The 24,376-nt window shown below is 67.5% G+C and carries 17 protein-coding genes and 1 pseudogene; 10 read left to right on the forward strand and 8 right to left on the reverse strand.

What is annotated here, in order from left to right:
- Window positions 1–5: 5 nt before the first annotated feature.
- A complete protein-coding gene (locus tag KZX46_RS12130; protein WP_370647544.1) occupies window positions 6–185 on the reverse strand; it encodes a Flp family type IVb pilin in 180 nt (59 codons plus the stop codon).
- Between the two features lie 520 nt (window positions 186–705).
- Here KZX46_RS12130 and KZX46_RS12135 point away from each other — a divergent pair.
- From KZX46_RS12135 to KZX46_RS12145, 3 genes are read left to right on the forward strand one after another with little or no spacing between them, the layout of a single operon-like run.
- Complete coding sequence (locus KZX46_RS12135) at window positions 706–2,946, forward strand: pilus assembly protein TadG-related protein (RefSeq protein WP_219776781.1); 2,241 nt, start codon at window positions 706–708, stop codon at window positions 2,944–2,946.
- On the forward strand, window positions 2,943–3,494 hold the full coding sequence (locus KZX46_RS12140; RefSeq protein WP_219776782.1) for a TadE/TadG family type IV pilus assembly protein: 552 nt from the start codon (window positions 2,943–2,945) through the stop codon (window positions 3,492–3,494). The genes KZX46_RS12135 and KZX46_RS12140 overlap by 4 nt, the downstream gene beginning before the upstream one ends.
- Window positions 3,495–3,499: 5 nt before the next feature.
- A complete protein-coding gene (locus KZX46_RS12145; protein ID WP_219776783.1) occupies window positions 3,500–3,949 on the forward strand; it encodes a TadE/TadG family type IV pilus assembly protein in 450 nt (149 codons plus the stop codon).
- Window positions 3,950–4,528: 579 nt separating this feature from the next.
- Here the strand turns inward: KZX46_RS12145 and KZX46_RS12150 are convergent.
- Both KZX46_RS12150 and KZX46_RS12155 read right to left on the reverse strand, forming a co-directional pair.
- Window positions 4,529–5,770, reverse strand: a complete 1,242-nt coding sequence (locus KZX46_RS12150; RefSeq protein ID WP_219776784.1) for a cysteine desulfurase-like protein — start codon at window positions 5,768–5,770, stop codon at window positions 4,529–4,531.
- Complete coding sequence (locus KZX46_RS12155; protein WP_219776785.1) at window positions 5,767–6,972, reverse strand: hypothetical protein; 1,206 nt, start codon at window positions 6,970–6,972, stop codon at window positions 5,767–5,769. The genes KZX46_RS12150 and KZX46_RS12155 overlap by 4 nt, the downstream gene beginning before the upstream one ends.
- A gap of 100 nt (window positions 6,973–7,072) precedes the next feature.
- On the opposite strand from KZX46_RS12155, the gene KZX46_RS12160 reads away from it, so the two are divergent.
- Window positions 7,073–8,209, forward strand: a complete 1,137-nt coding sequence (locus KZX46_RS12160) for an MFS transporter (protein ID WP_219776786.1) — start codon at window positions 7,073–7,075, stop codon at window positions 8,207–8,209.
- Here KZX46_RS12160 and KZX46_RS12165 read toward each other — a convergent pair.
- The gene (locus tag KZX46_RS12165) at window positions 8,115–8,873 is read right to left on the reverse strand and encodes a PIG-L deacetylase family protein (RefSeq protein ID WP_219776787.1); all 759 of its coding nucleotides are present in this window, start codon (window positions 8,871–8,873) and stop codon (window positions 8,115–8,117) included. The genes KZX46_RS12160 and KZX46_RS12165 overlap by 95 nt on opposite strands.
- 2 nt (window positions 8,874–8,875) lie before the next feature.
- Between KZX46_RS12165 and KZX46_RS12170 the strand changes: the two genes are divergently transcribed.
- Both KZX46_RS12170 and KZX46_RS22900 read left to right on the forward strand, forming a co-directional pair.
- Entirely contained in the window at window positions 8,876–9,988 is a 1,113-nt protein-coding gene (locus KZX46_RS12170) for an acyl-CoA dehydrogenase family protein (RefSeq protein ID WP_219776788.1), read from the forward strand.
- Window positions 9,988–10,581 carry an SAM-dependent methyltransferase gene (locus KZX46_RS22900; protein WP_226896250.1) on the forward strand — a complete coding sequence of 198 codons (594 nt, stop codon included), beginning with the start codon at window positions 9,988–9,990 and terminating at the stop codon, window positions 10,579–10,581. The genes KZX46_RS12170 and KZX46_RS22900 overlap by 1 nt, the downstream gene beginning before the upstream one ends.
- Before the next feature lie 631 nt (window positions 10,582–11,212).
- Here KZX46_RS22900 and KZX46_RS22905 read toward each other — a convergent pair.
- Window positions 11,213–11,587 (reverse strand): annotated as a pseudogene (locus tag KZX46_RS22905) (glycosyltransferase family 2 protein); the annotation flags it as partial.
- 233 nt (window positions 11,588–11,820) lie between these two features.
- Between KZX46_RS22905 and KZX46_RS12180 the strand changes: the two are divergent.
- The 3 genes from KZX46_RS12180 (at window position 11,821) to KZX46_RS12190 (ending at window position 16,738) form a co-directional block, all read left to right on the forward strand.
- Window positions 11,821–12,759 (forward strand): nitronate monooxygenase family protein, encoded by a 939-nt coding sequence (locus tag KZX46_RS12180; RefSeq protein ID WP_219776790.1) that lies wholly within the window; start codon window positions 11,821–11,823, stop codon window positions 12,757–12,759.
- A gap of 134 nt (window positions 12,760–12,893) precedes the next feature.
- Window positions 12,894–15,332: a TonB-dependent receptor gene (locus KZX46_RS12185; protein WP_219776791.1), complete on the forward strand. Its 2,439-nt coding sequence runs from the start codon at window positions 12,894–12,896 to the stop codon at window positions 15,330–15,332.
- A gap of 23 nt (window positions 15,333–15,355) precedes the next feature.
- A complete protein-coding gene (locus KZX46_RS12190; RefSeq protein WP_219776792.1) occupies window positions 15,356–16,738 on the forward strand; it encodes a metallophosphoesterase in 1,383 nt (460 codons plus the stop codon).
- Between the two features lie 7 nt (window positions 16,739–16,745).
- On the opposite strand, the gene KZX46_RS12195 is transcribed toward KZX46_RS12190, so the two are convergent.
- Together KZX46_RS12195 and KZX46_RS12200 are read right to left on the reverse strand one after the other, a co-directional pair.
- On the reverse strand, window positions 16,746–17,948 hold the full coding sequence (locus KZX46_RS12195; protein ID WP_219776793.1) for a DUF1501 domain-containing protein: 1,203 nt from the start codon (window positions 17,946–17,948) through the stop codon (window positions 16,746–16,748).
- Between the two features lie 9 nt (window positions 17,949–17,957).
- On the reverse strand, window positions 17,958–19,514 hold the full coding sequence (locus KZX46_RS12200) for a DUF1800 domain-containing protein (protein WP_219776794.1): 1,557 nt from the start codon (window positions 19,512–19,514) through the stop codon (window positions 17,958–17,960).
- 141 nt (window positions 19,515–19,655) lie between these two features.
- Between KZX46_RS12200 and KZX46_RS12205 the strand changes: the two genes are divergently transcribed.
- Entirely contained in the window at window positions 19,656–21,596 is a 1,941-nt protein-coding gene (locus tag KZX46_RS12205; protein ID WP_219776795.1) for a S9 family peptidase, read from the forward strand.
- Window positions 21,597–21,618: 22 nt separating this feature from the next.
- Here the strand turns inward: KZX46_RS12205 and KZX46_RS12210 are convergent, their stop codons facing one another.
- Window positions 21,619–24,321 carry a TonB-dependent receptor domain-containing protein gene (locus KZX46_RS12210; RefSeq protein ID WP_226896251.1) on the reverse strand — a complete coding sequence of 901 codons (2,703 nt, stop codon included), beginning with the start codon at window positions 24,319–24,321 and terminating at the stop codon, window positions 21,619–21,621.
- Window positions 24,322–24,376: the final 55 nt, after the last annotated feature.

Consider the following 24,376-nt stretch of genomic DNA (forward strand, 5'->3'; position numbering starts at 1 on the left):
CCGTGTCAGGTGGGCGTATTGGTCGAGATCAGAGTGGCGGTCTTGTTCATGGAGCCCGAGATCGAACCCTTCAGGGCGATAGCGGCGACCACGATACCGCCACCGATGACCGCCAGGATCAAAGCATATTCGGCTGCCGATGCACCGGACTTGCTGACACGAACCCGCTTCAGGAGCTTCATCATAATGTACGCCTCGCTACAGCACACTGTTTGGCAGCGTGTTACAATGCCCGCACCGGAATTGGTGCAAGCGACGCGGGTCGGCGAGAATCCTATGTTGCAGGCCAGTCGATTCAAAGCGTTCTGTTCTGCAACACCGAGGATCGTGAGAATTCCCTGTTACCCACTGCCAACTCGGCTGAAAGCGATAGAGGCCGCAACAGTTTTTTTATTGCTACAAATTAACCAGATTAAATAGTTAATGCGCGTTCCTCAATTTCTACCAACGAGAAGCGACCAATGCGGATCAGTTTGCCAGCGATGGTGTTAACTAAAAAATCGTCACATCGGTATCAGTTCATTGAGGAAATGACTGATGCGACTGGAATATACCGATCGTTCACCGGCCTAATGATAGCTTCATTATCGCGAATCACCATGCATAGTTTGTATGATTTCGTACAAAGCACACGCTACTTAAGACAGTGATTCGAGGCATAACTGTATAGTAACAAATTGCCGATACGCCTGCAGCAGGAGTTGTATGCGTTTTGTCGAGTTTTTGGCCGGGCTGTTTGCCCAGCGCCGGGGTGCTGTTAGCCTACTGGCCGCGCTAACGCTGCCCTGCCTCATCGGTACCGCAGGTCTTGTGGTCGAATATGGGCACGGCGTTCTGGAGAAGGTCGAGAACCAGCGCGTTGCCGACTTGAGTGCTTACGCCGGTGCCGTCGCCTATAATGCGGCGACGTCGACCTCGACCGCGACGACCGCGATGACCAGTGCGGCGCAGGCGGTCGCGGTTCTCAACGGCATTCCTGCGGCAAAGGTGACGGCTGCGATCGTGCCGTCACCGACGGGCACCGCGAACACCAATGCGGTTCGAGTGACGGTCACGACGAGCGTGCCCCTGATCTTTGCGCGACTGGTCGGATCGTCGGCGACGCTCGCGGTGCCGGCGCAGGCGTATGCCGAGCTCCGCCCGTCGGTCGGCTCGTGCATCCTCGCGCTGTCGCCGAGCGCGGGCGGGGTTTCGCTGACCGGCGGGACGAAGGTGACCGCGACAGGGTGCGTGATCGCGTCGGATGCCACGGTTTCGGTGCCGTGCGGGACCGGGATCAAGAGCGCCGGGGTCAGCTACAATACGACGTTCACCCAGGGCTGTCCGGGTGGTGTTATCGGCCCCGACGGCACTGCGGCGACGGTGGTGATTGCCAAGAAGAGCACGCCCGATCCGCTTGCCAGTGATGCCGAGACCGCGGCGGCGCGAGGACGGCTGACGACGGCCGGGGCGCTGGCGGCACCGGCCAGTCCGGCCGCACCGGTTGTTGCCACGCCAACGGGAACGTTCAAGGACATCGACCTTGCTTACAACCCTTCGTCGACCCAGACGCAGGCGATCGCGCTGGGCTGTACCGCGAGCCAGTCGGGGTCGACATGGACGCTGACGTGTCCGTCGGGACCGCATAATTTCAACGCCTTCACCGTTGGCGGCGGGCTCTCGGTGACCTTCGCCGGATCGACGGGGACGACGTATAATTTTGCCCAACCGGTGACCACCGGGGCGTCGATGAACTTCGGCCCGGGCACCTTCACCTTCATGCAGGGGCTGACGATCGGCTACGGCGGGGCGAGCTTCGGCAGCGGGACGCTCAACGTCATCGGGACGCTGGCGACAACGGCGGCAGTGACGGGCGCCCAGTCGACGATCGCGGTGACCGGGGACTTCACCGTCAGCACCAGCATCACGTTGAACGCGCTGACCTCGCTCAAGGTCGGGGGGCTGCTCAACGTCGGCACCTATGGGACGATGACCTTCGGCAGCAGCTCGGCACCACTGAGCGCGACGCTCACCGGGGGCCTTCAGACCGCGGGCAGCGCAGTCGTCACCTTTGCCGCCGGGTCGTTCAGCATAGGGCGGATGACAGCGGCGAACGACGGCGCGCAATATAGTTTCTACAGCGGTGCGGCTTCGACGATCTTCGGTGGACCGAGCAGTTTCGCGCTCAACTCGGGGCTCGACGTCAAAGGCGGGTCGACCCTGATCCTCGGCAATGCCGGGACCGACAACAGCTTCCGGATCGGGCCGTCGTACGTCGGTTCAGGCCCGGTCTACAGCAATGCCATCCTCGTCGGCGGCGGCTCGACCTTCAAGATGGGCGATGCCACGGGCACGAACAGCGTGTTCGAGATTGGCGGCAGCTTCAACATCGCCAGCGGCGGCGGGAGCTGCACCGTCGTCTCCGCGGCGGCGCAGCACGACATCAAGGGCAGCCTGCTGACCGCCGGTGCAACGGTCCTCGGCGCAGGGGTGTATACCGTCTACGGCTCGGTCGGGATCGGCGCGAACGGCGGCGGCGACGTCACCTGCAACGGCGCGACGACCGGGCTGCTCGCCAACAATGTCAGCCTCATCGTCGGCGGGAACGGCGCGGCACTAACGGGGACCTGTGCCGGCCAATCCTTTTGTGTCGCGGCGGGTTATGCCAACGTCATCCTGTCGGCCCCGACTACCGGGGCAACCGCCAAGATGGCGATCATCGGCCCGGCTTCGCTGACCGGAGGCGCCTTTTTTACCGAGGGATCGAGCGGCACGACGCTGAGCGGACTGGTCTATTTCCCGGTCGGCAGCGTCCGCCTCGACGGCGCGGCGAGCGTCGGCAACGCCACCGGGCAGTGCCTGCAGCTGATCGGCAAGGAAGTGCTGCTCAACGGCGGCTCGACGCTGGCGTCGACCTGCATTGCGGGGAACTCGAGCGGCGGCGGCTCGGTCGTGCTGGTCCAGTGAGACGGCGCTCCGTCATTGGCGATCGGCGCGGGGCCAGCGCGGTCGAATTCGCGATTATTGCGCCGGTATTCGCCCTGCTGTTTGCCGGGACGCTCGACATCGGCGCGGTCCTGCTCAAGCGGTTCCAGCTCGACAACACGCTGTCGGCGGCGGCCAACTATGCGCTGGTCAGCCAGGCGAACGTCTCGAGCGCCAAGGGCGCGGCGCTGGCGACCGCGCTGGCCAGCATCGTCTCGGGATCGGGCACGACGCAGTATGCCGATTCGGCGGTGGTGGTGAACGACGGCCCGAGCCAAAAGGTGGTACTCGGCGTCGCGCTGGCACCGTCCGGCACCGCGAGCAACGCCGACCAATGCTATTGCCCGACAGCGACGCCGACGCTCGTCTGGGGGTCGCCTGTCACCTGCGGTAACGCCTGTCCGAGCGGTCTGCGCGCCGGTAAGTTCGTCCAGATCCAGGCGTCGCGGGCGCACACGCCGCTGTTCTCGGGCTATGGCATCGTCAAGAGCGGGACGGTCAGCGTCAGCACGCTGGTCCAGACCGGATGACGCGAATGTCGTCGCCTGCTGCTGCGGCCCGTCGATCGCGCGGTGTCCGGTCGGGGTCGAGTGCGGTCGAGTTCGCGCTCGTTCTTGTGCCGCTGATGATGCTGCTCTTCGGCGGGATCGAGTTCGGGCGGCTGCTGTGGACGCGCAATGCGATGCAGCAGACTGCCGTCGCCACCGCGCGGTGCCTCGGGGTTCACCAGAGCCAATGTGCGACCGGCGGCGTTCCCAACGTGACCAAGGCCGTGACTTTTGCCCAGACCAACGCGCTCGGCTTGAGCGTCGCGATCCCGGCGGCGGGCGTTGCCGTGACTGCGAGCGGAACCTGCGGCGGCCAGACCGGCTTCGCTCTCGTCACGCTGACGCTGACCTTTCGCACCGCGGTGCCGAAGTTGCTAACATCGCTCGGCGCAAACCCGGTCCTGGTGACAAATGCGTGCTTTCCGAACCAGACGTGAGGTGGTTAGGCTGAACCGGACTGGCGCTTTTTGAGCCGAGCCGCGATTACGATTGAGCTGTTAATTGAAGGTGGCGACCCTCGTTGCGGGTTGAAAGGTCACACGAAGTTCACGGTATTGAACGTTGATCCGCACGTGCGAGCTTTATGCTCGCGCGCTGCTTCCCCTTCCCTTCAGGGGAGGGGCGAGAGACGTCGCGCTTGCGACGGCCCGGAGGTGGGGAGTTCTCGGAGGGATAGTTTGCGGCGACTGCCCCACCCCCGACACCTCCCCTAAAGAGGAGGCGAGCAGGAAAGGCAGCGCAGTTGGGTCACTCGTCCCGACCAACAATGAGAAAGAGCGCGATGCCGAACCAACGCGGCTCGACTCGAAGCTCCAATTATATCGCTTTGACGCCCCTGTAGGACAGCAGTGTTTGCACCGGCCGCTGCTGCAAGAACCGCTGCCTCGCGTGCCCGGGCATCGAGCGCCTATTTATACAACGAGCGTCATCCCCGCGAAGGCGGGGACCCATCACCACGGACAGTTGGGGTGATGGATCCCCGCCTTCGCGGGATGATTGCAGCAAACGGTCGTGCTTTAGCGCCGCAGTCCCGACAGCGCCGCAATCGTCCGGTCGACTTCCTCGACGGTCGAATAATGTGCTAACCCAAGGCGGACGAGGCCGCCGCTCTGCGCCAGACCGAGACGCGCGATGACTTCGACTGCGTAGAAATCGCCCGACCAGCCGCAGATGCCCTCGGCGGCGAGGTGCGCGGCGATCGCGTCGGGCGCGATGCCGTCGATGGTGAAGGCGAAGGTCGGGACGCGCCCGGCCATCGTCGGCGGGCCGTACAGCCGCAGGCCTTCGATCGTCGCGAGTCCGGCGAGGAAGCGCTCGCCGAGGCTGGCCTCGTACGCCGCGATTGCCGCCATCGCCGCGCGGAGGCGCGACCGCCGGTCGTTGCTCCGGTCGCCGATCTCGCCGCCGAGCCAATCGAGATAGTCGATCGTCCCCGCGACTGCCGCCTGCCCCTCGAACGACGGCGTCCCGGTCTCGAAGCGCGACGCCGCGGGGAGCGATTTCGCCGGGCGGACCTTGTACGCCGCGATCGTCTCGAGCACCGCCGCGCGGCCCCACAGCACGCCCTGGTGTGGGCCGAAGAACTTGTATGGCGAGCAGACGAGCAGGTCGGCGCCGAGTGCGGCGACGTCGGTCGCGACGTGCGGGACGAGCTGGACCGCGTCGACGAAGATCAGCGCCGCCGAATGCGCGCGAACGATGCGGACGATCTCGGCGATATCGTTGAGCGTGCCGAGCGCATTGCTCGCACCGCCGACCGCGACGAGGCGGGTCTTCTCCCCGAGCAATCCGGGGAGCGCGGCGAGGTCGAGGACCCCCGTCGCCGGGTCGAAGTCGATCCAGCGCACCGTCATGCCGCAATCGGCGGCGACGCGGAGCCACGGCGAGACGTTGGCGTCATGGTCGAGCCGGGTGACGACCAACTCGTCGCCCGCCTGCCAGTCCTGCGCGAGCGCCCGCGACACCGCAAAGGTCAGCGACGTCATGTTCGGCCCGAAGGCGATCTCGCCCGGATCGGCCCCGATCAGGTCGGCCATCGCAGTGTGCGCCGCCGCGCTCGTCCGGTCGGTGTCGACCGAACTGGTGAAGGCGCCTCCGGAGTTGGCGGTCCCCCCTTCGAGGTGCGCGACCATCGCGGCGATCGCGGGGGCGCAGATCTGGGTGCCGCCGGGGGCGTCGAAATAGACGCGGCTGCGCCCGCCGTCGGTCGCGGCGAGGGCGGGGAATTGCGCGCGGACGGCGTCGATCGGGAAGGTCATCGGGCACGCCTTGCGGTAACGACGGTGTCGATCTCGTCGGTGCGGGGGTTGATGAAGTCGAGGCGGATGCGCCCGTCGGGGGTCGTCGTGATGCTCGCCGGGACCGACGAATTGGTCAGCAGCCAGCCTGCGGGGAGGACGATCGCGTTGGCCGGGCGACCGAAGCTGCGGTGCCAGACGAGCTCGTCGCCGCTCAGGCCGTAGCGGTCGCGGTCGGTGTAGGTCTCGGCGATCCGCAGGCGGCGGCTCGTGCCGGGCTCGATCGCGGGAAAGCGGAAGACGACCGCTGCCGTGTCGGGCGTGACGTCGGTCGCGTCGGGTTCGAGCGCCGTGATCGCGGCACCCTTGATAATTTCCGGGGGCATCGTCGCGCCGGTGTCGAGGTCGCGCGCCGACGGGTTGCTTGCGGTGCTGCCGGTGCGAACGATGTTGACGTAGGCGGCGACCCCCGGCTTGGTCTCGGTATAGTCGTGGGTCAGGTCGAAGGCGTGGGTCTCAGGCTGGCGCAGGTAATAGACGATCTCGCGGCTCTGCGCGGCGCGGTCGTCGAGCTTCTTTGCGAGGCTAGACGGTCCGGCGGGGACCGCGCCGGGGGTGGCGCGGAGGATCAGCGGGGCCTGGCTGGGGGAGGTGTTGACGAACGATATCGCGATCCGCCCGTCGGGCTGCTGAAGGACCTGCGACGGGACGTTGCACGCCGCCAGCCGGTAGCCGGCGGGGAGGACGACGGTGTTGCGCTTGATCCCGAGCGGGCGGTCGAAGACGATCGCATCGCCGTCGCGGTGATAGCTCTTGGCGTCCTCGTAGGTCTTGTCGATCAGGATGCGTCCGCCGCCGCCGTTATCCGGGACCGGATGCGCGAGGGTGACGGCGATGTAGCGGCTCCCCGGCGCGGCGTCGGCGACACCCCCGGCTTTCGCGACCGCGCCGTCGACCTCGTTGAAGATCAATGGCTTGCCGGTCGCGCGGTCGGTGACGTGCTCGTCGCTGGCGATGCTGCCGGGGCGGACCGGGTTGTAGTACGCCGTCGCGCCCGGGGTCGTCGCGGTGATCTCGTAGACGATGCGGAACTTGTGACTGTCGGGGGCGAGCAGCTCGTAGCGGGTGTACGCCCCGCCCTCGGTCTGCGGTGCGGGAGCGGCGGCGGCGGTCGCGAGGACCGTGGCGGCGGCGAGGGCGAGTCGGGACAATGCTGCGGTCATCCGCATTTCATGCAACACGGTGAAGCCGACCGCTACCGGCAATCGTTGCCGTCCGCACAAGCACCCGCACACGCCCGCACTCAGCCCGCAAAGGACCGCCATGAAGTCGAACTGGCCGATCGTCGCTTTGGCCGTGGGAGCGTTCGGCATCGGCACGACCGAGTTCGCGCCGATGGGGATGCTGCCGGTGATCGCGGCGGGGCTGTCGGTGTCGGTGCCGAAGGCGGGGCTGCTCGTCACCGGCTATGCGCTCGGCGTCGTCGCGGGCGCGCCGCTGCTGACGCTGCCGACCGGCAGGGTCGACCGTAAGACGCTGCTGATCGGGCTGATGGCGCTGTTCACACTCGGCAACGCGCTGTCGGCGATCGCGCCGGGGTACGCCAGCCTGCTCGCGGCGCGGGTCGTGACGTCGCTGTGCCACGGCGCGTATTTCGGGGTCGGGTCGATCGTCGCGGCGAAGCTCGCTGGCAAGGGCAAGGCCGCCGGGGCGATCGCGGCGATGTTCGCGGGGCTGACGATCGCCAACATCGGCGGCGTCCCGCTCGCGGCCTGGGTCGGCGCGACGATCGGCTGGCGGACCGCGTTCGCCGGGATCGCCGGGCTCGGCCTGATCGCGATCGCGGCGCTGGCGGTCGCGCTGCCGCCACTCCCTGCCGACGCCGAGACCGATATCGGCGCCGAGCTCCGTGTTGCGGCGCGATGGCCGGTGGTGCTGGCGTTGCTGACGACGGCGTTCGGGTCGGCGGCGATGTTCACCGTCTTCACCTATATCGTCCCGATCCTGCGCGACGTGACCCACGTCTCGCCGACGCTGGTGACGGTGGCGCTCGTCGTCTACGGCGTCGGGCTGACGCTCGGCAACTGGCTCGGCGGACGCTTCGCCGACCGCGCGCTGACGCCGACGCTGATCGTCGTGCTCGTCGCGCTCGCGGTGCTGCTGCTGGTGTTTGCGGGGACGATGCACGCGACGATCCCGGCGCTGGCGACGATCTTCGCGTGGGGAGTGGCGACCTTCGCGCTGGTGCCGCCGCTCCAGTCGCGGGTGATGGCGGTGGCGCACGATGCGCCGAACCTCGCCTCGTCGCTCAACATCGGCGCGTTCAACCTCGGCAACGCGGCCGGAGCGGCGCTGGGGGGCGGGGTTATCGCGCTCGGGCTGGCGTACGAATGGGTCGCGGTTGCGGGGGCGGCGATGGCCGGGATCGCGCTTTTTCTCGTCCTCGTCGCGCGGCGGTAAAGACCTCGACCTCGCCGGTGAAGCTGGCGAGGTGCCCGGCGGTGAGGCGGAAGCCCTCGGCGGCGTCGGCGATGTAGCCGCCGACCTGCGAGCGGTGCGCCCGCGCCGCCCAGCGCTTCGCGGCGATAGGACCGTGTGCGCGCGGACCGCCCGCGTCGACCCGTGACCAGACTGCATAGCTGACGAGCGCGACGTCGCTGCCCCGCGTTGCCACGACACTCAGCCGCCACCCAGCCTGATGGTCGGGATGATGATCGCGCGGCGAGGCGACGACGACGACCCCGGCTCCGAGTTCGGTCAGCACCCGCCGGAGTGCAAGCGCATGGCCTTCGCTGGCGACATTGCCGTCGTGCCACCCCATGAACCGTACCGCCGCGCTGCCCGCCCCAAGCCGCGCCATTGCCCGCCGCAACTCCGCCCGGCGCAACCGGCCGAGCACCGCGGGAGGCCAGCGGCGCGACCCTGGATGCGACGCCTGCCCGTCGGTCAGCGCGATCACCGCGACGCTGATCCCGGCGCGGACCGCAGCGGCGATCAGCAGTCCGCAGCCGAGCGTCTCGTCGTCGGGATGCGGCGCGACGATCACCAGTCTCCGACCGCCGGTGGCGCGGATAATCGCCGCAGCATCGAGCGGGAACACGCGCGGGGGCCAACGGTTCGTCACGCATGCGCAATGCTCCCGCCCTCGCCGATGTTCCGTTCGTGTCCGACGCGCTCGACGCGGGCCTTGAGGCGGAGATCTTCGCGCGAGCGACGGCGGTCGACGAGGCGGCGGCGTTCCCCGGCGTCGACATTGCGGCGCTTGCGGCGGCGGGGCTGCTCGCCGCTCCGCTCCCGATGTCGGTCGGTGGCGGCGGGGTCGGGCTGACCGGCAACGTCGCCGAATTGCGGACATTACTTAGCGCGGTCGGGCGCGCCAGCCTCACGGTCGGGCGGCTGTTCGAGGGCCACGTCAACGCCGCCAAGCTCGTCGACCGCTACGGCGGGCCGAGCGCGGTCATCGCCGCCGAAGCCGCTGCCGGGCGCATCTCGGGCGTATGGAACGCCGAGCGCGGCCCCGGCCTCCGCGCCGCGAAGGTCGATGGCGGCTGGCGGCTCGACGGGCGCAAGATCCATTGTTCGGGAGCGGGGTCGATCTGGCGACCGCTCGTCACCGCGCGCGATAAGGACGACGCGGTCCGGCTATTCCTCCCCGACCTGACCAGCCCCGCCGTCAGCATCGACCTCACCGCCTGGCGCGCAGCGGGGATGCGCGGGACCGCGACGGGGACAGTCGACTTCGCCGGGGTGTTCGTTCCCGACGCGGCGGCGGTCGGGGGACCGGGCGATTACTACCGCTCGCCACTGTTCTCGGGCGGGGCGTGGCGTGTCCTCGCGGTCCAGCTCGGCGGGGTGGAGAGGGTGATGCACCTCCATACCGGGCGATTGAATGCGAGCGGGCGCGGCACCGACCCGGTCTTCCGCGCCCGCTTCGCTCGGGCGGCAGGAAGCGCCGAAGTAGCGCGGCTGCTCGTCGCCGAAGCCGCGACCCAGGCCGAGGCGGGCGGCGACCCGGCGGCGATCGACGCCTACGTCGACCTCGCCCGCGCGATCTTCGAGGACCTCGCGCTCGGTTGCATCGACGCCGCCCGGCGCAACGTCGGCCTAAGTACCTTCATCGCCCCCGACCCGCTCGACCGGGTGCTGCGCGACCTCGAAACCTACCTCCGCCAGCCGTTCGTCGACAGCTCGCGCGATCACGCGGCGACATGGCTTCTCGCACATGAAGGACGCATCTGATGGCGAAGTCGTTGGAAGCAGGCTATTTCGATAAGCTCTACGCGGGCGATCCCGACCCGTGGAAATTCACCACCAGCGCGTATGAGGACGCCAAATACTCAGCGACGCTCGCCGCCCTGCTGCGTAAACGCTACGCCAGCGCGGTCGAGATTGGCTGCTCGATCGGGGTGTTGACCGAGCGGCTCGCGGCACGCTGCGACCATCTCCTCGGGCTCGATGTCGCGCAGGCGGCGCTCGATGCGGCGGCGAAGCGCTGCGCCGCGCTGCCCCACGTCGAATTCGCGCTATCGACCCTTCCCGCGACCCCGCCGCCGGGGACGTTCGACCTGATCATGCTGTCGGAGATCATCTATTATTTCGATCGCGATGGTGTCGCGGCGATGGCGCGGGCGGTGGCCGGAATGGCGCGCGCTGGGGCCGATGTCATGCTGGTCCACTGGCTCGGGCCGACCCCGGATTATCCGCTCGATGGTGAGACGGCGGTGACGGCATTTCTGGATGCGGCGACAGCGGGTGCGCGTGGAGCGACAATGGTCGCGCAGGATCGAACGCCCGAGTATCGCCTCGACGTGCTGCGCTTTCCAGCCGGCTGATCAGCCGCTCGGCGAGCGCGACTTCATAAGCGAGATCCGCCGGCGCTAGTCGCTGCCGCGCGAGGCCCGATACCGTCGCCTCGATGTCCTGCCACTGCGCGCCGAAACCGGTCGCATTCTGTCGCTCGAACCGCTGGCGGAGCGTGGCGCGCCACTTCAGCCGCTGGACAAGCAACTCGGTCGGCTCGAGCACGGCGTCGCACAATGCGGTATCGTCGGCTGCATAGGTCCGCAACAGGTCGGCGAAACCTCCCGGCGCGCGACCATGGAGCCGCGCCGAGGTGTACACCACCGGCGCATGGCTGTGACGCAAGCGCAGGTCGTGTGCCTCGATTGCCGCCGCCATCGCGCGGTCCTCGGCAAGCGCGACGATCGGCAGCCCGCCGATACGCCGGTACGCCGCCAACGTCAGCGCAAGGCTCGCGCCCCACGCCCAGACATGGTTCGGCCACGGATCGTGCGGGCGCGGGTCGATCAGGCTGGCGAGCCGCGCGTGGTGGTCGGCGAGCCGCCATTCGAGAGCGCGCAACGGCAGCGGCGGCAGAGCGGCCTGCGTCGCCTCGTCGAACGCGACGACCCCGGCGACGGCATCGGCGGTAATCAGCTCGGCGAGGTTGGCGGCGATCCAGCCGCGGTCGACGACCGAATCCGCATCGGTGGTCATGAGGACGCCGTCGGCGGGGAGAAGTGCGGCGGCCCAGTCGAGCGCGGTGCGGCGGGCCCCGCCAGCGTGCGCGCGATCGGCCGGAAGCTCGACCTCGGCAACGACGACGGTCATGGCCAGCGCGCGAAACTGCCGGGCGATCTGCGCGGTCTTGTCGCGGCTGTTGTTAACCAGAACGACGGTGAAAACCGGACCCGAGGCTGTCGTCGCGGCGAGGTCGAGCGCGCCGAGACAAGCCCCGATCGACTCGTCCTCGTTATGCGCCGGGACCGCAATCGCCACCGCGCGGGGAGGGGCGGGGGGCAGGTCCGGGGTGGCGGGGAGGGTGCGCGACATCCACATGGTCCGCGTTAACGATGCGTTCCAGTTACAGTTGCAGTACGTTTCCGCTCCGATTGAACTTCGGACGTGTGGCTTAGGGCAGGGCCGAAAGACGACGCGATGGCGTCGGCCCGGGGATGGGGCGGCCACGGGCGGGTCGCTCGCGGCGGCTTCCCCGCCCCCGGCCGCTCCCCTAAAGGGAAGGGGAGGCCGTCGGTCCCCGTGAGGGACATTGGCCCTTTGGGGAGATACCGATGAACCGAGTCCTCGCGCATACCGGCGCGCGTTATCCGATCGTCCAGGCGCCGATGGGGTGGATCGCGCGGTCGCAGCTTGCGAGCGCTGTGTGCAATGCGGGCGGGCTCGGCATCATCGAGACGTCGTCGGGCGAGACCGAGAACTGCAAGGCCGAGATCCTCAAGATGCGCGACCTGACGACCGCGCCGTTCGGGGTCAATTTGCCGATCCTGTTCCTCAAGGACGACGCGATGGTCCGCTTCATCTGCGAGTCCGGGGTCAAGTTCGTCACCACCTCGGCGGGGTCGCCGGCGAAATTCATCGGCCCGCTCAAGGCGGCGGGGATCGTCGTCTATCATGCGGTGCCGACGCTCGACGCCGCATTGAAATGCGTCGCCGCCGGGATCGACGGACTCGTCGTCGAGGGGGCCGAGGGCGGCGGCTTCAAGAACCCCGAGGAAGTGTCGACGCTCGTCCTCCTCCAGGCGATCCGCCGCGCGGTCGACGTGCCGTTGATCGCGGCGGGGGGAATCATGGACGGGGCCGGGATGGCGGCGGCGTTCGCACTCGGGGCCGAGGCGGTGCAGATGGGCACGCGCTTCGTCAGCGCCGCCGAAAGCCCGGTCCACGCCAACTACAAGGCGGCGATCGTCGCGGCGAAGGAGACCGGCACCCACGTCCTCAACAAGCGCGCGTCGCCGTGTATCCGCGCGCTCAAGACCGCCCGCACCGCGGCGATGGCCGAGACCGGGCTGATGCCGCCCGACACCTTCGCGCGCATCCTCGACCTGTATTTCGGCGGCGACATGGAGGCATCGGTCGGGCTCGCCGGGCAGACCGCGGGGCTGATCGACAGCGTCGAGCCGGTCAAGGCGATCATCGACGATACGATCGCAGGGTTTTTCGCGGCGACTGCGCGACTTGGGCAGTACGCAACCGGACACAACTTCGGGTAATTCTGCCACAGTTAACGACAGTTATATTCTGTCATCGAGGACGCATCGAACCGTAACAAAGCTGTCACGGAGCGCTCCTAACCCGCGCTGCACGACGATCGGCAGCGACCGCCGGCGGCTAAAGGGACGGCGACATGACGATCAGGACCGGGTTGCGCGCGGGCGCCGCGATGGGCGTATTGCTGATCGCGACGATGGCGCAGGCGGCGGACGTTGCAGCGGCAGTGCCAGCCGACAGCGCCGCCGACTCGACGGGTATCCGCAACACCGACGACATCGTCGTCACCGCGACCCGGGTCAACAAGGAGACGCCGATCACGTCGTCGGTGTTCACCTTCGAGCCGCAGTCGATCATCAGCCGCTCGATCATCGACAAGGCGGTGTCGCCGACCGCCGACTTTTCCGACGTCATCTTGCTGACGCCGGGCGCATCGGGGACGAGCAACGGCAACGGTCCCGGCCTGAGCGAGTCGAAGACCGTGCTGCGCGGCTTCAAGGACGGCCAGTTCAACATCACCTACGACGGCGTGCCCTTCGGCGACTCGAACGACCCGACCCACCACTCGACCGCCTATTTCCCGAGCGGCACCTACGAGCGGATCATCGTCGACCGCGGCCCGGGTTCGGCGACCGACCTCGGCCAGGCGAGCTACGGCGGCAACATCCACATCATCTCGCGCGAGGTCACCGACACCCGGCTGATCGAGGCGGAAGGCGTCTACGGCAGCTACAACACCTTCCTCGGCCGCGGCACGATCCAGACCGGCGCGAGCGAGAAGCTCGGTGGCCTCAAGGCGGTCGTCGTCGGCGAATATAAGGCGACCAACGGCGCGCTTACGGGCTCGGGCGCGTGGTTCGTCAACGGCTTCGGCAAGGTCGAGAAGCCGCTGGGATCATGGGGCAAGATCAGCGTCCTCGGCAGCTACAACCAGGACTTCTACCGCCAGTCGGACAATAATGGCTCGGGCTGCTTCGACGGGCCGAACGCGAGTAAGCTGACGACACCGGCACCGGGCGAAGTCTCGCAGGCGACGTGCGATCCCGCCTCGCAGATCGGCCAGTTCGGCAAGAGCTTTGCGCTGATCGACAATTCGAAGCTTGGCGGCACGCATTATTCACCGGCCAACCAGGACTGGAACTGGACGCACAAGGCGACCGACTTCGAAATCGTCCGCTTCCAGGGCAAGATCACCGACAAGCTGACCTTCGACAACAAGGCCTATACGTATTTCTACAAGAACTTTACGTTTTCGGCCGAGAACACCTCGACCTACTGCCTGACCGCGACGACGACGACGTGCACCGTCGCCGCCCCGACCAACGTCGTCGGCCAGACGACGACGCTGAACGCCGCCGGGGTTGCGGTGAAGAACATCGGCAACATCGCCGGCTATACCAAGGTCAACCAGTACCGGACCTCGGGCGATATCGCGCAGGTTAACTACGAGACGTCGTTCGGGACCGCCAAGGTCGGCGCGTGGTACGAGCATTCGGTCTCGCACCGCTATCGCTACGACTACGACATCACGCAGGCGTTTGCCGCGGGGGCGTTCACCCCGTCGGGTGACTTCGACTTCGCCGCGATGTCGAAGTTCTACAATTTGCGCCAGACCGACAAGGCGGCGAACGTCCAGCTTAACGGCCAGCCGGTCCCACTCTACATCAACTACGACGAGCACACGAGCTGGGACCAGATCCAGGGCTTTGGCGAGTTCGCGTTCAAACTGCTCGACGACCGGCTGACGATCACGCCCGGCGTCAAGGTCCAGGACTTTACGCGCCGCATCGACACGCCGATCGCTGCCCAGTCCTCGCGCGTCGGCATCGTCGCCCAGACGTCGTACAAGCCGACCCTGCCGTATGCGTCGATCAACTTCCTGATCCAGCCGAACTTCTCGGTTTACGGCCAGTTCGCCAAGGGCTTCCTCGTCCCCTCGCTGAGCAACAGCCTCGAGCTGGCGACCCCGACTGCTAGCGGCACGATCGGCGGCGCGCTGCTCCAGCCAACCAAGACGACCAATTATCAGGCGGGCACGGTCTATGCCGGCAACCAGCTCAACGTCGACTTCGACATTTATTACATCAAGTCGAGCAACTCGACCTTCGTCGATCCGTCGTCGGGCATCGCCACCCAGAGCGCGAGCAGCGCGACATACAAGGGCATCGAAGGGCAGGTCAGCTATGCCGTTGTCCGCGGGCTGACCGCGATCGCCAACGGCTCGCTCAACACGTCGAAGGCCGACGTCACCAACCTGTGGCTCGCGCAGGCGCCGAACTACACCGCGCTGCTCGGGGCGATCTACTCCCACGACCGGATCAGCGTCAGCTATCTCCACAAGTTCATCGGTCACCAGTACGCCGACACCAACCAGCTGGTGCGGATCAGCGCGTACAGCAACGGCATCGCGGCGCTGGGCTACACGGTCGGCAACTTCACGTTCGGCATCACGGCGTATAACCTGTTCGACGATCGCTCGACGACGAGCATCGGCACGCCGACCAATGCCGGGCAGGCGCTGTACTTCTTCCAGCCCGGGCGCAGCTACGAAGCACAGGCGCGCGTTCGCTTCTGACAATTACGCGGGATGGAATAGTTATGCGTCGCCTGATCGCGCTCCTCGCCGTGTTGGCCGCCGCCCCCGTGACCGCGGCCCCCGACGCCGCCTACGTCGTGATGGGTGACGGCGGGGCGATCGCGCGGGTGGTGACGGCCGACGCGACGTGTCCGGTACTGCGGGTCGACGGGCGCGATGTCGCGATGACAATGCGCTTCGCCGCCGCGACGGTGCCGCAGCGCCCGACCGCGTCGACGCCCGAGAATGCGAAGCCCTCGGCGTTCCCGGTGACGGTGTGCGAGGCGAGGCTGTCCGTCGGAGCAAAGCGCGCCGCCGTCGACGGCGGCCGCCTGCCGGTGCCGAAGCGCGACATCCGCCGCATCGTCGTCATCGGCGACACCGGCTGCCGGTTGAAGGCGTCGGACAAGGCGTACCAGCCGTGCAACGACCCGGCACAGTACCCCTTCGCCCGGATCGCCGCGTCTGCCGCAAAGTGGAAGCCCGACCTGATCGTCCATGTCGGCGACTATCAGTATCGCGAAAATCCGTGCCCCGCGTCGGAGAGCGGCTGCACCGGCAGCCCGTGGGGCTATGGCTGGGATACATGGCGCGCCGATTTCTTCGGCCCCGCCGCAGCACTCCTCGCCGCCGCCCCGATTGCGCCCGCCCGCGGCAATCACGAGACGTGCAACCGCGCAGGGCAGGGCTGGTGGCGCTTCCTCGACGGGCGACCGCGTGCGGCAGGGCGCGACTGCGACGATCCGGCGAACGACCAGGCTGGCGACTGGAGCGAGCCCTATGCGGTGCCGCTCGGCCACGGCGCGCAGCTCGTCATGCTTGACCTCGCGGCGGCAAGCGGCAAGGCGCTCGCGCCCGATGACTGGCGACGGCCGGCATTCGAGGCGAGCTACCAGTCGCTCGCGGCACTGGCGGCGAAAGAGCGCTATACTTTCGCGGTCGACCACCACCCGATCCTCGGCTTCGCCGCCACCGCCAAATCGGGCGTCGCGACGCTCAGCCCCGGCAATCCGTCGATCCAGTCGGTGTTCGGCGCGCACGGCCCGCGCCAGCTTCCGCCCGGCGTCGCGGTGCTGCTGTCGGGGCATTATCATGCGTGGGAGCAGGTCAGTTTCTCGACCGACCAGCCGAGCCAGTTCATCACCGGCTTCTCGGGCACGCTCGAGGACATCGTGCCACTCCCCGCGACTTTGCCGCCCGGAGCCGAGCCTGCGCCGGGGGCGACGCCCACGCGCTTCTCGTCGTGGATCGACGGCTTCGGCTATATGACGCTCGAACGCACCGGCGCGGAGACGTGGCGCGCAATCGTCCACGCTATCGACGGGCACGAGGTCAACCGCTGCACGATCACCGGGCAGCACTCGACGTGCGACCGCGCGCAAGTTCCGACCGCCACCGCGGGCTAGCGCCGACTCAGACCAGCCCCAGCTCGCTCGCCGCTGCGCCGGGGAATACGCTCCCCAGGCGGTCGCTACGCAGCCCGTACATCCGCGCGAACAGCCCGCCCATCAGCGCGCGGTAATCGGTCAGCACCGGCAGGTCGCGGGCCTGATTCAGGCTTGCCTCGGTCAGCGCGACCTGCGGCCCGGCCATGCGCCCGCCCTTCACGCCGCCGCCCATCACCCAATAGCTGCTGCCGTGGCCGTGGTCGGTGCCCTTGTCGCCGTTCTCGTGGAACGTGCGGCCGAATTCGGAGACGACGACGACGACGGTGTTCGACCACGCCGCCGGTCCGATTTCCTCGACGAACCCCGCCAGCCCGGTGCCGAGTTCGGTCAGGCGGCCCGCGAGATAGCCGGTCGCGCCGCCTTGGTTGACGTGGGTGTCCCATCCGCCGACGTCGACGAAACCGAGGTTGAAGTCGGTCGCCATCAGCCGCCCCATCCGCCGCGCCGACAACTCGAAGCCCTTCGGGCTGACCGCGCCACGATTGGCGGCAACCTCCTGACCCGCGAGGCTCTGATACACCTCGTTCCGGATGGTGAAGCCCTGGCTGACCGATTTGCCCATCGGGTCGGCCGCGTACATCGCCGAGATCAGCTTCGCTTGGCGATCGTCGATGCCGGGCTTGCCGACGCCGCCGAGCGCGATGTTGGGGATCGGGGTGTCACCGCGGAAGCTGAGCGGGACCTGGTCGGTGAAGGCGATCGGGGAGGGCGCGGCCGTCCCCGCCGACAGCGTCGCTGCGAGCCGCGCCATGAACCCCGAGGCGTAGTTGCGGCTCGCGCCGATCGGCTGGCCGAGCTCGATCGTGTCCTGCGTCTCGAAGTGGCTCCGCGTCATGTCGTCGGTCCCGGCGAACGGCACGAAGGCGATCTGCCGCTTCGCCCACAGCGGGTAGAGCGAGTCCTTGAGCGCCGGGTGGAGCCCCCAGTTCGCGTCGAGCGGGAGCGCCGCGAGCGGGTTCGCCGGGTCGGGGTGGGCGATGCCGATCGTCGGCCGCGACCTTGTGTAGAAGTCGCCGAGCGGGATCGTGACGTTAGCGGCGTCGTACGCCCCGCGGAGGAAGACGACGAGCAACCGCGTGCCACCCGCGGCAGGGGCGGCGAACAGCTTGCCGGAGAAGGCCAGCGGCAACCCGGCGGCGGCGAACTTGAGGAGCGAACGGCGGTCCATGATGGCCTCCTAGCGGCGCATGAAGCGGGGGGACGACAGGAACAATGTGTAGAACTCGGCGGGCGATTTGGCCTGCGCCAGCGCGCCGGTCGTCGCGGCGTCGGGAGCAGGGAATAGCGCCGCAACGGTGCTCCGCATGTCGGAAACCGGCACCGGCGGCTGCGGCGTCGGGGGTACGCCCGGTACCGGCGGGGGCGGGGGCGGCGCGCCCTCGGGCTTGAACAGCGCGGGTGCTCCGCCGCCGATCTGGCGTGCAATCTCGAAACGCACCGACATCTGCCCGGGGCCATTCCATGCCGCCGCATCGGGCGGATAGCCGTCGGGGGTCTGGTGGTTGTACAGCCCCTCGGCGAGCCGGTTGAGCCAGCCTTCGACTGGCTGGGTGTTGACGACGATCCGGTCGTCGTACGCAAGCCGCACCGCCGACAGGACGTAGTGCGCCGGATCCTTGAACTTCGTCCCGAGCGAAGCCTTGAACTCGGGCGAGCCGATCATCATCGCCATCACCGGTGCGATCTCGCCGTGGGTCCGCACGAAGGTCGCCGCCATCCGGTCGACGAGGCGCGGCGGCGGCACGTCGCCGACGAACTGGCGGGCGAGCGCCATCGAGACATGGTGCGCGGTCGCGGGCTGCTCGCTGAGAATATCGAGCGCCTCCTCGACCTCGGCGAACCCGCGCCCGGCGATGTGGTGGCCGAGGAAGTCCTTGTCGCCGTAATCGTGGCGGTTCGGATTGAACTCGAACAGCCCCTGCCGAACCAGGTCGCCTGCGTGCTGCGGGCCGATCTTCGGATCATCGGGCTTGGCATCGATGCCGACCCCGGTGAGGATGCGCGCGAGCTCCTGGACGTCCTTCTGGCTATACCCCGACCCGACCCCCATCGTGTGGAGCTCCATGATCTCGCGGGCATAATTCTCGTTGATGTGGCCGTTGGCGTTCTGCGCATTGTCGAGATAGCTGAGCATCGCCGGATGGCGCACCGTCGCTTCGAGCAGGTCGCGGAAGCGCCCGAGCGCGTGCGGCCGGATCGCGGCCTGCTCATAGTCGCCGATCATCAGCCGGATGTTGTTCTTCCCCAGGTGGACGTTGAAGTGGTTGAACCAGAACCACGTCATCACCTCCTGCAGCTGGTCGGGGGAGTAAAGCGCGAGCAGGATCGACCGGGTCGCTGCCTGATGCCCCGCCGCGCCGAGCGCATCGTTATAAACCTTCTTCGCCGCCGCCTTCGCATCGGGATCGGCCATCGCGTTCGCGACGCGGTTGAGGTCTTCCGCCTGCCGGACAGCGTCGGCCATCGGCGTCTTGGTCACCGGCAGCGCGGCGATCCGCGCAGCGACTTCGGCGGGCAGCGCCGTCGTCCGCGCCGGGTGGAGCTGATGATCGAGCCAGCGCGCGGTGCCGTCATGCGCGATCGCCTCGGCGTCGCTCGCATCCGTGCCCCACGTCAACCGGTCGAGCAGCGCCGCCTGCGACGGTGTAATGCGCGCGGGAGCCGCCGCGACGGGAGCGGCGGTCGCAAGCAGCACCGCCAGCATCGTCCAAGGTAAAAGCAAGTGGTCGCGCATCGCCACATCTCCATCGAATGGCTGCATTGCGCTACTGGCCGTTAAGCTGTCCTGAACGCCAGCGGCATATTATCCTGAAGATAGGGTTGACCTGCGGGACCGCCCGGGACGAGAGTGAGGGGCTTGGGGTCGGGGGGCCAGATGATACGGTTTTCAGTGTGGCTCGGCCTTGCCGCGCTCGGTGCCGCGTTTTCGGCGGCCGCCGTCCCGCCGATCGAAGCCTACGGCCACCTGCCGAGCGTCGACATGATCGAGATTTCTCCCGACGGCAGCAAGCTCGCGCTCTTCGTCGGTGATGAACACAACCGCCAGATACAGGTCCGCAGTACCGCTGACATGAAGGTGTTGCTCGGGGCGAAGGCGGGAGACACGAAGGTCCGTGCCCTGATGTGGGCGGGCGAAAATCATCTGCTGATCACGACCTCGACGACGGCGTGGGTCTATAATCTCAGCGGCAACAAGCGCGAATATCTCCAGATCGTCGACTTCGACCTTGCGAAGCACAAGCCGCGAGAGGTGCTCAATGGCGTCGTGACCGGGGTCTCGCGGCTGCTCAACACCGCCGCCGCATTGCCGACGGTGCGGATGATCGGCGGCAAGCCGATCGCCTTCGTCGAAGGCATTTCGTTTCCCGACCGGGCCGGCGTGCTGACCTTGATCCGCGACGATCTCGAAACCGCGAACGCGCGCGAAATTGCGCTGGGCACGGTCACCACCCGCGGCTGGGTGCTCGACCAGGCAGGCCAGATCGTGGCGCGGGTCGATTACGACGACAAGCCCGGCGAGTGGACGCTGTCGACCGGCCACGACGGACATCTCGTGCGCTCGATGCGCGGCACCTACCCGATCGATGTTCCGGCGGTGCGCGGCTTCGGGCGCGACGCCAACACGATTCTCGTTGGTTTTCCGGGCGACGAGATCGAGCGGCATCGCGAGGTGGCGCTCGGCGGCGATCACCCGTCCGAGCCCATCGAAGTTCTCGATGATGGCGATCCGGTGCACGATTCGCGGACCGGCGTGGTGATCGGGGTCCGGCACACCACTGGCCTCGGGGTGAGCTATTCGTTCTTCGCGCCCGAGGATGCCCGGTTATGGACACAGGTGACGAAGGCCTTCCCGAATGCGGTCGTCGAACTCGCGTCGTGGTCGGACGATCACCATAAGATCGTCCTCAAGGTCGAGGGCGGCAAATTTGGCGCTGCCTTCTTCCTGCTCGACACGGCGACGCACCACGCCGCATGGCTCGCCGACGAATATCGCGAGATATCCGGCGACGACATCTTCGAACGAAAGCTGATCAGCTACCCCGCCGCCGACGGACTCCCCATCCCCGCCTATCTGACGCTGCCCGCGGCGCACGCGGGGGCCAAACTGCCGCTCATCGTCCTTGCCCACGGCGGTCCGGGTGCGCGCGACGAGGCGGGGTTCGACTGGTGGTCGCAGGCGCTCGCGTCGCGTGGCTATGCCGTGCTCCAGCCCGAGTTCCGCGGTTCGACCGGTTTCGGCGAGCATTTCCATGCCGCGGGCTACGGCGAATGGGGCCGCAAGATGCAGACCGACTTATCGGACGGGGTGAAGTTCCTCGCCGCCGCCGGGACGATCGACCCGGCGCGGGCATGCATTGTCGGAGCGAGCTATGGCGGCTATGCCGCGCTGGCCGGGGTGACGCTGCAGTCGGGGGTCTACGCCTGCGCGGTGTCGCTCGCGGGGCCGTCCGACCTTCGGCCGATGCTGGCGACCGAGCAGGCGGCCGGCGGCGGCGTCGGCATTTCGCTGCGCTTCTGGCAGCGCTTCATGGGTGCCTCGTCGCGCAACGATCCCGCGCTCGACCTGATCTCACCGGCAAAGCAGGCGGCGAAGGTCACCGTCCCGGTCCTGCTGATCCACGGCATCGACGACACGGTCGTTCTGTTCGCGCAGAGCAAGACGATGGCGGCGGCGCTCACCCGCGCCGGCCGCCCGACCGAAGTCGTCACGCTCAAGGGCGAGGATCACTGGCTGTCCCACAGCGAGACGCGCACCGCGATGCTCAAGGCCACGGTCGATTTCCTTGGCGTCAACCTGCCCGCCGGGACGCCCTAGCGCCCCAGCGGGCCGATCCGGGCTAGAACTTCACCCGTGCGCCGATCTTGTAGAAGCGGCCGACAATGCCCTGCTGGGTCCACGTCGGGTTATAGTTGATCCCGGCATAGTTTGCCGGGTTGAGCGGCGGCTTGCGGTCGCCGACGTTGAGCACGTTGGCGTAGAAGGTGAACTGCTCGTTGACCTTGAAGCTGCCGACGAGGTCGACGTCGACGAAGCTCTTCGTCGTGCAGAAGTCAGGCGAATACAGCGCGTCGTCGCACGTCGTTGCGCCCGCGCCATTCTGATCCTCGGCGACCGACTTGTAGCCGTCGACGTAATAGACCGTCGCCGACACCGTCACCGGCCCGGCCTCGACAGTGTTCTGCCAGTTGCCGCGCCACTTCGGCGTCCCCGCGCCCGACGACAGGATGTACGGCGCCTGAGTGCCGACATAATGGAGCGTCGTGCCGTCGCCCGGCGAGAAGTCGAACTTGAAGATGTCGGTGACTTCGACCTGGCTGGTGAAGCGGACGCCGTTGTTGAACTTGAAGTTTGCGGTCGCGGCGAGGTCGATGCCCGACGTCTTGAGAGACGCCGCGTTGACGAACGGCGAGTCGACCTCGATGACGCGACGCGTCGCGCCGGGCAGGTCGGGATCGGGCGCGTCCTGGATGACCTTGTAGCCCGCCGGGATCGGCGTTCCGGCGTAATAGGCGTTGATCGCGTCGTTTGCGTTCGGGCCGCCGGTGATGACCCCGGTCTTGCGGATGTTGTAGTAATCGGCGGTCACGCTGAGCCACGGGGTCGGCTGGAAGACCGCGCCGGCGGTGAAGCTTTCCGACTTTTCGGGCTTGATGTTCGGGTTCGACACGGTGTTGAAGCCGATCGAGTAGCGCTGGACGTAGGCGTTATTGCCATGCTCGTCGATCACGCTCTGCGGCGGGGCAGTCGTGGTGAAGCCGATCACCGACCCCTGGGCGCCTTCGGCGAAGCTCGGGGCGCGGAAGCCCTTCGAATAGGTGCCGCGGATCGCAAGCTGGCGGAACGGGGTGAACTTCGCCCCGACCTTCGGCGAGAAGTTGTTGTAACCCTCCGAATAATGCTCGTAGCGGCCCGAGACGTTGACTTCGAGCTTGGTCAGGATCGGGGCGTTGAGCTCGAAGTACGCCGACTCGACGGTGTGGTGGCCCTTCGCCGAATATTGATTGAGGTTGATCGTCGTCAGGTCGGGGTTGGCGTTCGGATCGTTGACTGCCTCGTAACGGAACGCGCCGCCGACGCCGAGCTGGACCGCGCCGCCGGGAAGCTGGAACAGCTCCTTGGTGACGACGCCCTGAAGCTGGTCGAGATCGCTTGTCGCGCGAATGCCGACGTTCGGCGACAGCGCCGCGCGAATGGCGTTCGAGTTTAGGCCCGGATTGACGAAATTGTAGCTGCCGGTGTTGATCGCGTCGGTCAGCGCGGCAATGTTGAGATAGCCGCGTTGGGTCAGGTCGAGCCAGCTATGCGCCGCGGTCGCATCGGCGCTGTACGTCCAGCCGGTGCCGAAGGTGCCGTGAATGCCGGCAGACCCGCGGACGACGTGACTGTACGTCGTCGACCCGCCGGGGATGTCGCCGAAGGTGTAATACAGCAGCGCCGACTGGCCCGTCGCGGCATACGGATTGTTCGGGTTGAGCGTGCCGTTGCTCAGCAGCGCGGGCAGAGCGATCGTCTGGGTGTTGATCGGGTTCGCCGACCGCACCGACTGCGGCGTGTTCGTGCTGTCGACCTTGCTCTCGTAGTAGGTCGCGGTGGCATAGGCTTCGGCATCGCTGCCGACGCGAGCGGTGATGTGCGCGGTGGCGCCGAGGCGGCGCTGCGACGGCTGGTCGGTCAGATACTGGCCGGCAGTGTTCTGCTCGCAATAAGCGCCGCCCGCGGTCGTCGCCGAGGGCGCGTTGACGTAGGCGATCGTGCCCGTGCCGCAGCCGGCGGGGTTGAGCACGCGGTACGGCTGGGTCGGATCGGCAACGCCGGACAGGATATTGCCGGGAGTGCCGTATGTCGCCGGGCGGACGACCGCGCTCGTCGTGGCACCGGGACCATTCGCGCCGGGATTGTTGTTGAATCCGCCGATCGAGGTCAGGTCGTTGGTGTTGTACGGAAACCCGCGCTGGTTGGCGTAGATCGCCTCGTCGGACTGATATTCGAAATTGAGGTAGGCGTTGTAGCCGTCCCTATCGAGGTCGCCGTGGCCGACCGACAGCGCGATGCGCCGGTTGCCGCCGTCGAAACGGCTCGACGTCCCCGCCTCGGCGGTCGCCTCGACGCCAACGATCTGCTTCTTCAGGATGATGTTGACGACACCACCGATCGCGTCGGCACCGTAGTTCGACGATGCGCCGTCCTTGAGGACCTCGACCCGGTCGACGATGCTTTGCGGAATGCTGTTGAGATCGACAAACCCGCGCTGGCCGTCGTCGGCGAGCGGGTAGTTCGCGGTCCGCAGTCCGTCGATCAGCACCAGCGTCGAATTGACCGACAGGCCGCGCAACGAGACGCCCGACGAACCCTGGCCGAAGCCGGCGGTGAACGAAGTCGGGACCGAGCCGCTGCTGTCCGCCGAAATCGACCGGACCGCGTCCGAGATCGTCGTGATGCCGGCGTTCTGCAGGTGTTCGGTGGTCAGCACGGTGACCGGCGACGGGGTCTCGCTGTTGGCGCGACGGAAGACGCTGCCGGTGACGACAATGTCGGGCATGTCGGCGCTCGATGCGGCAGCGGTCGTCGTCGCGTCAGGCGTGGCAGCAGTCGCT

The sequence above is a fragment of the Polymorphobacter sp. PAMC 29334 genome (assembly GCF_019431245.1).
GTDB classification, from domain to species: domain Bacteria; phylum Pseudomonadota; class Alphaproteobacteria; order Sphingomonadales; family Sphingomonadaceae; genus Polymorphobacter_B; species Polymorphobacter_B megasporae.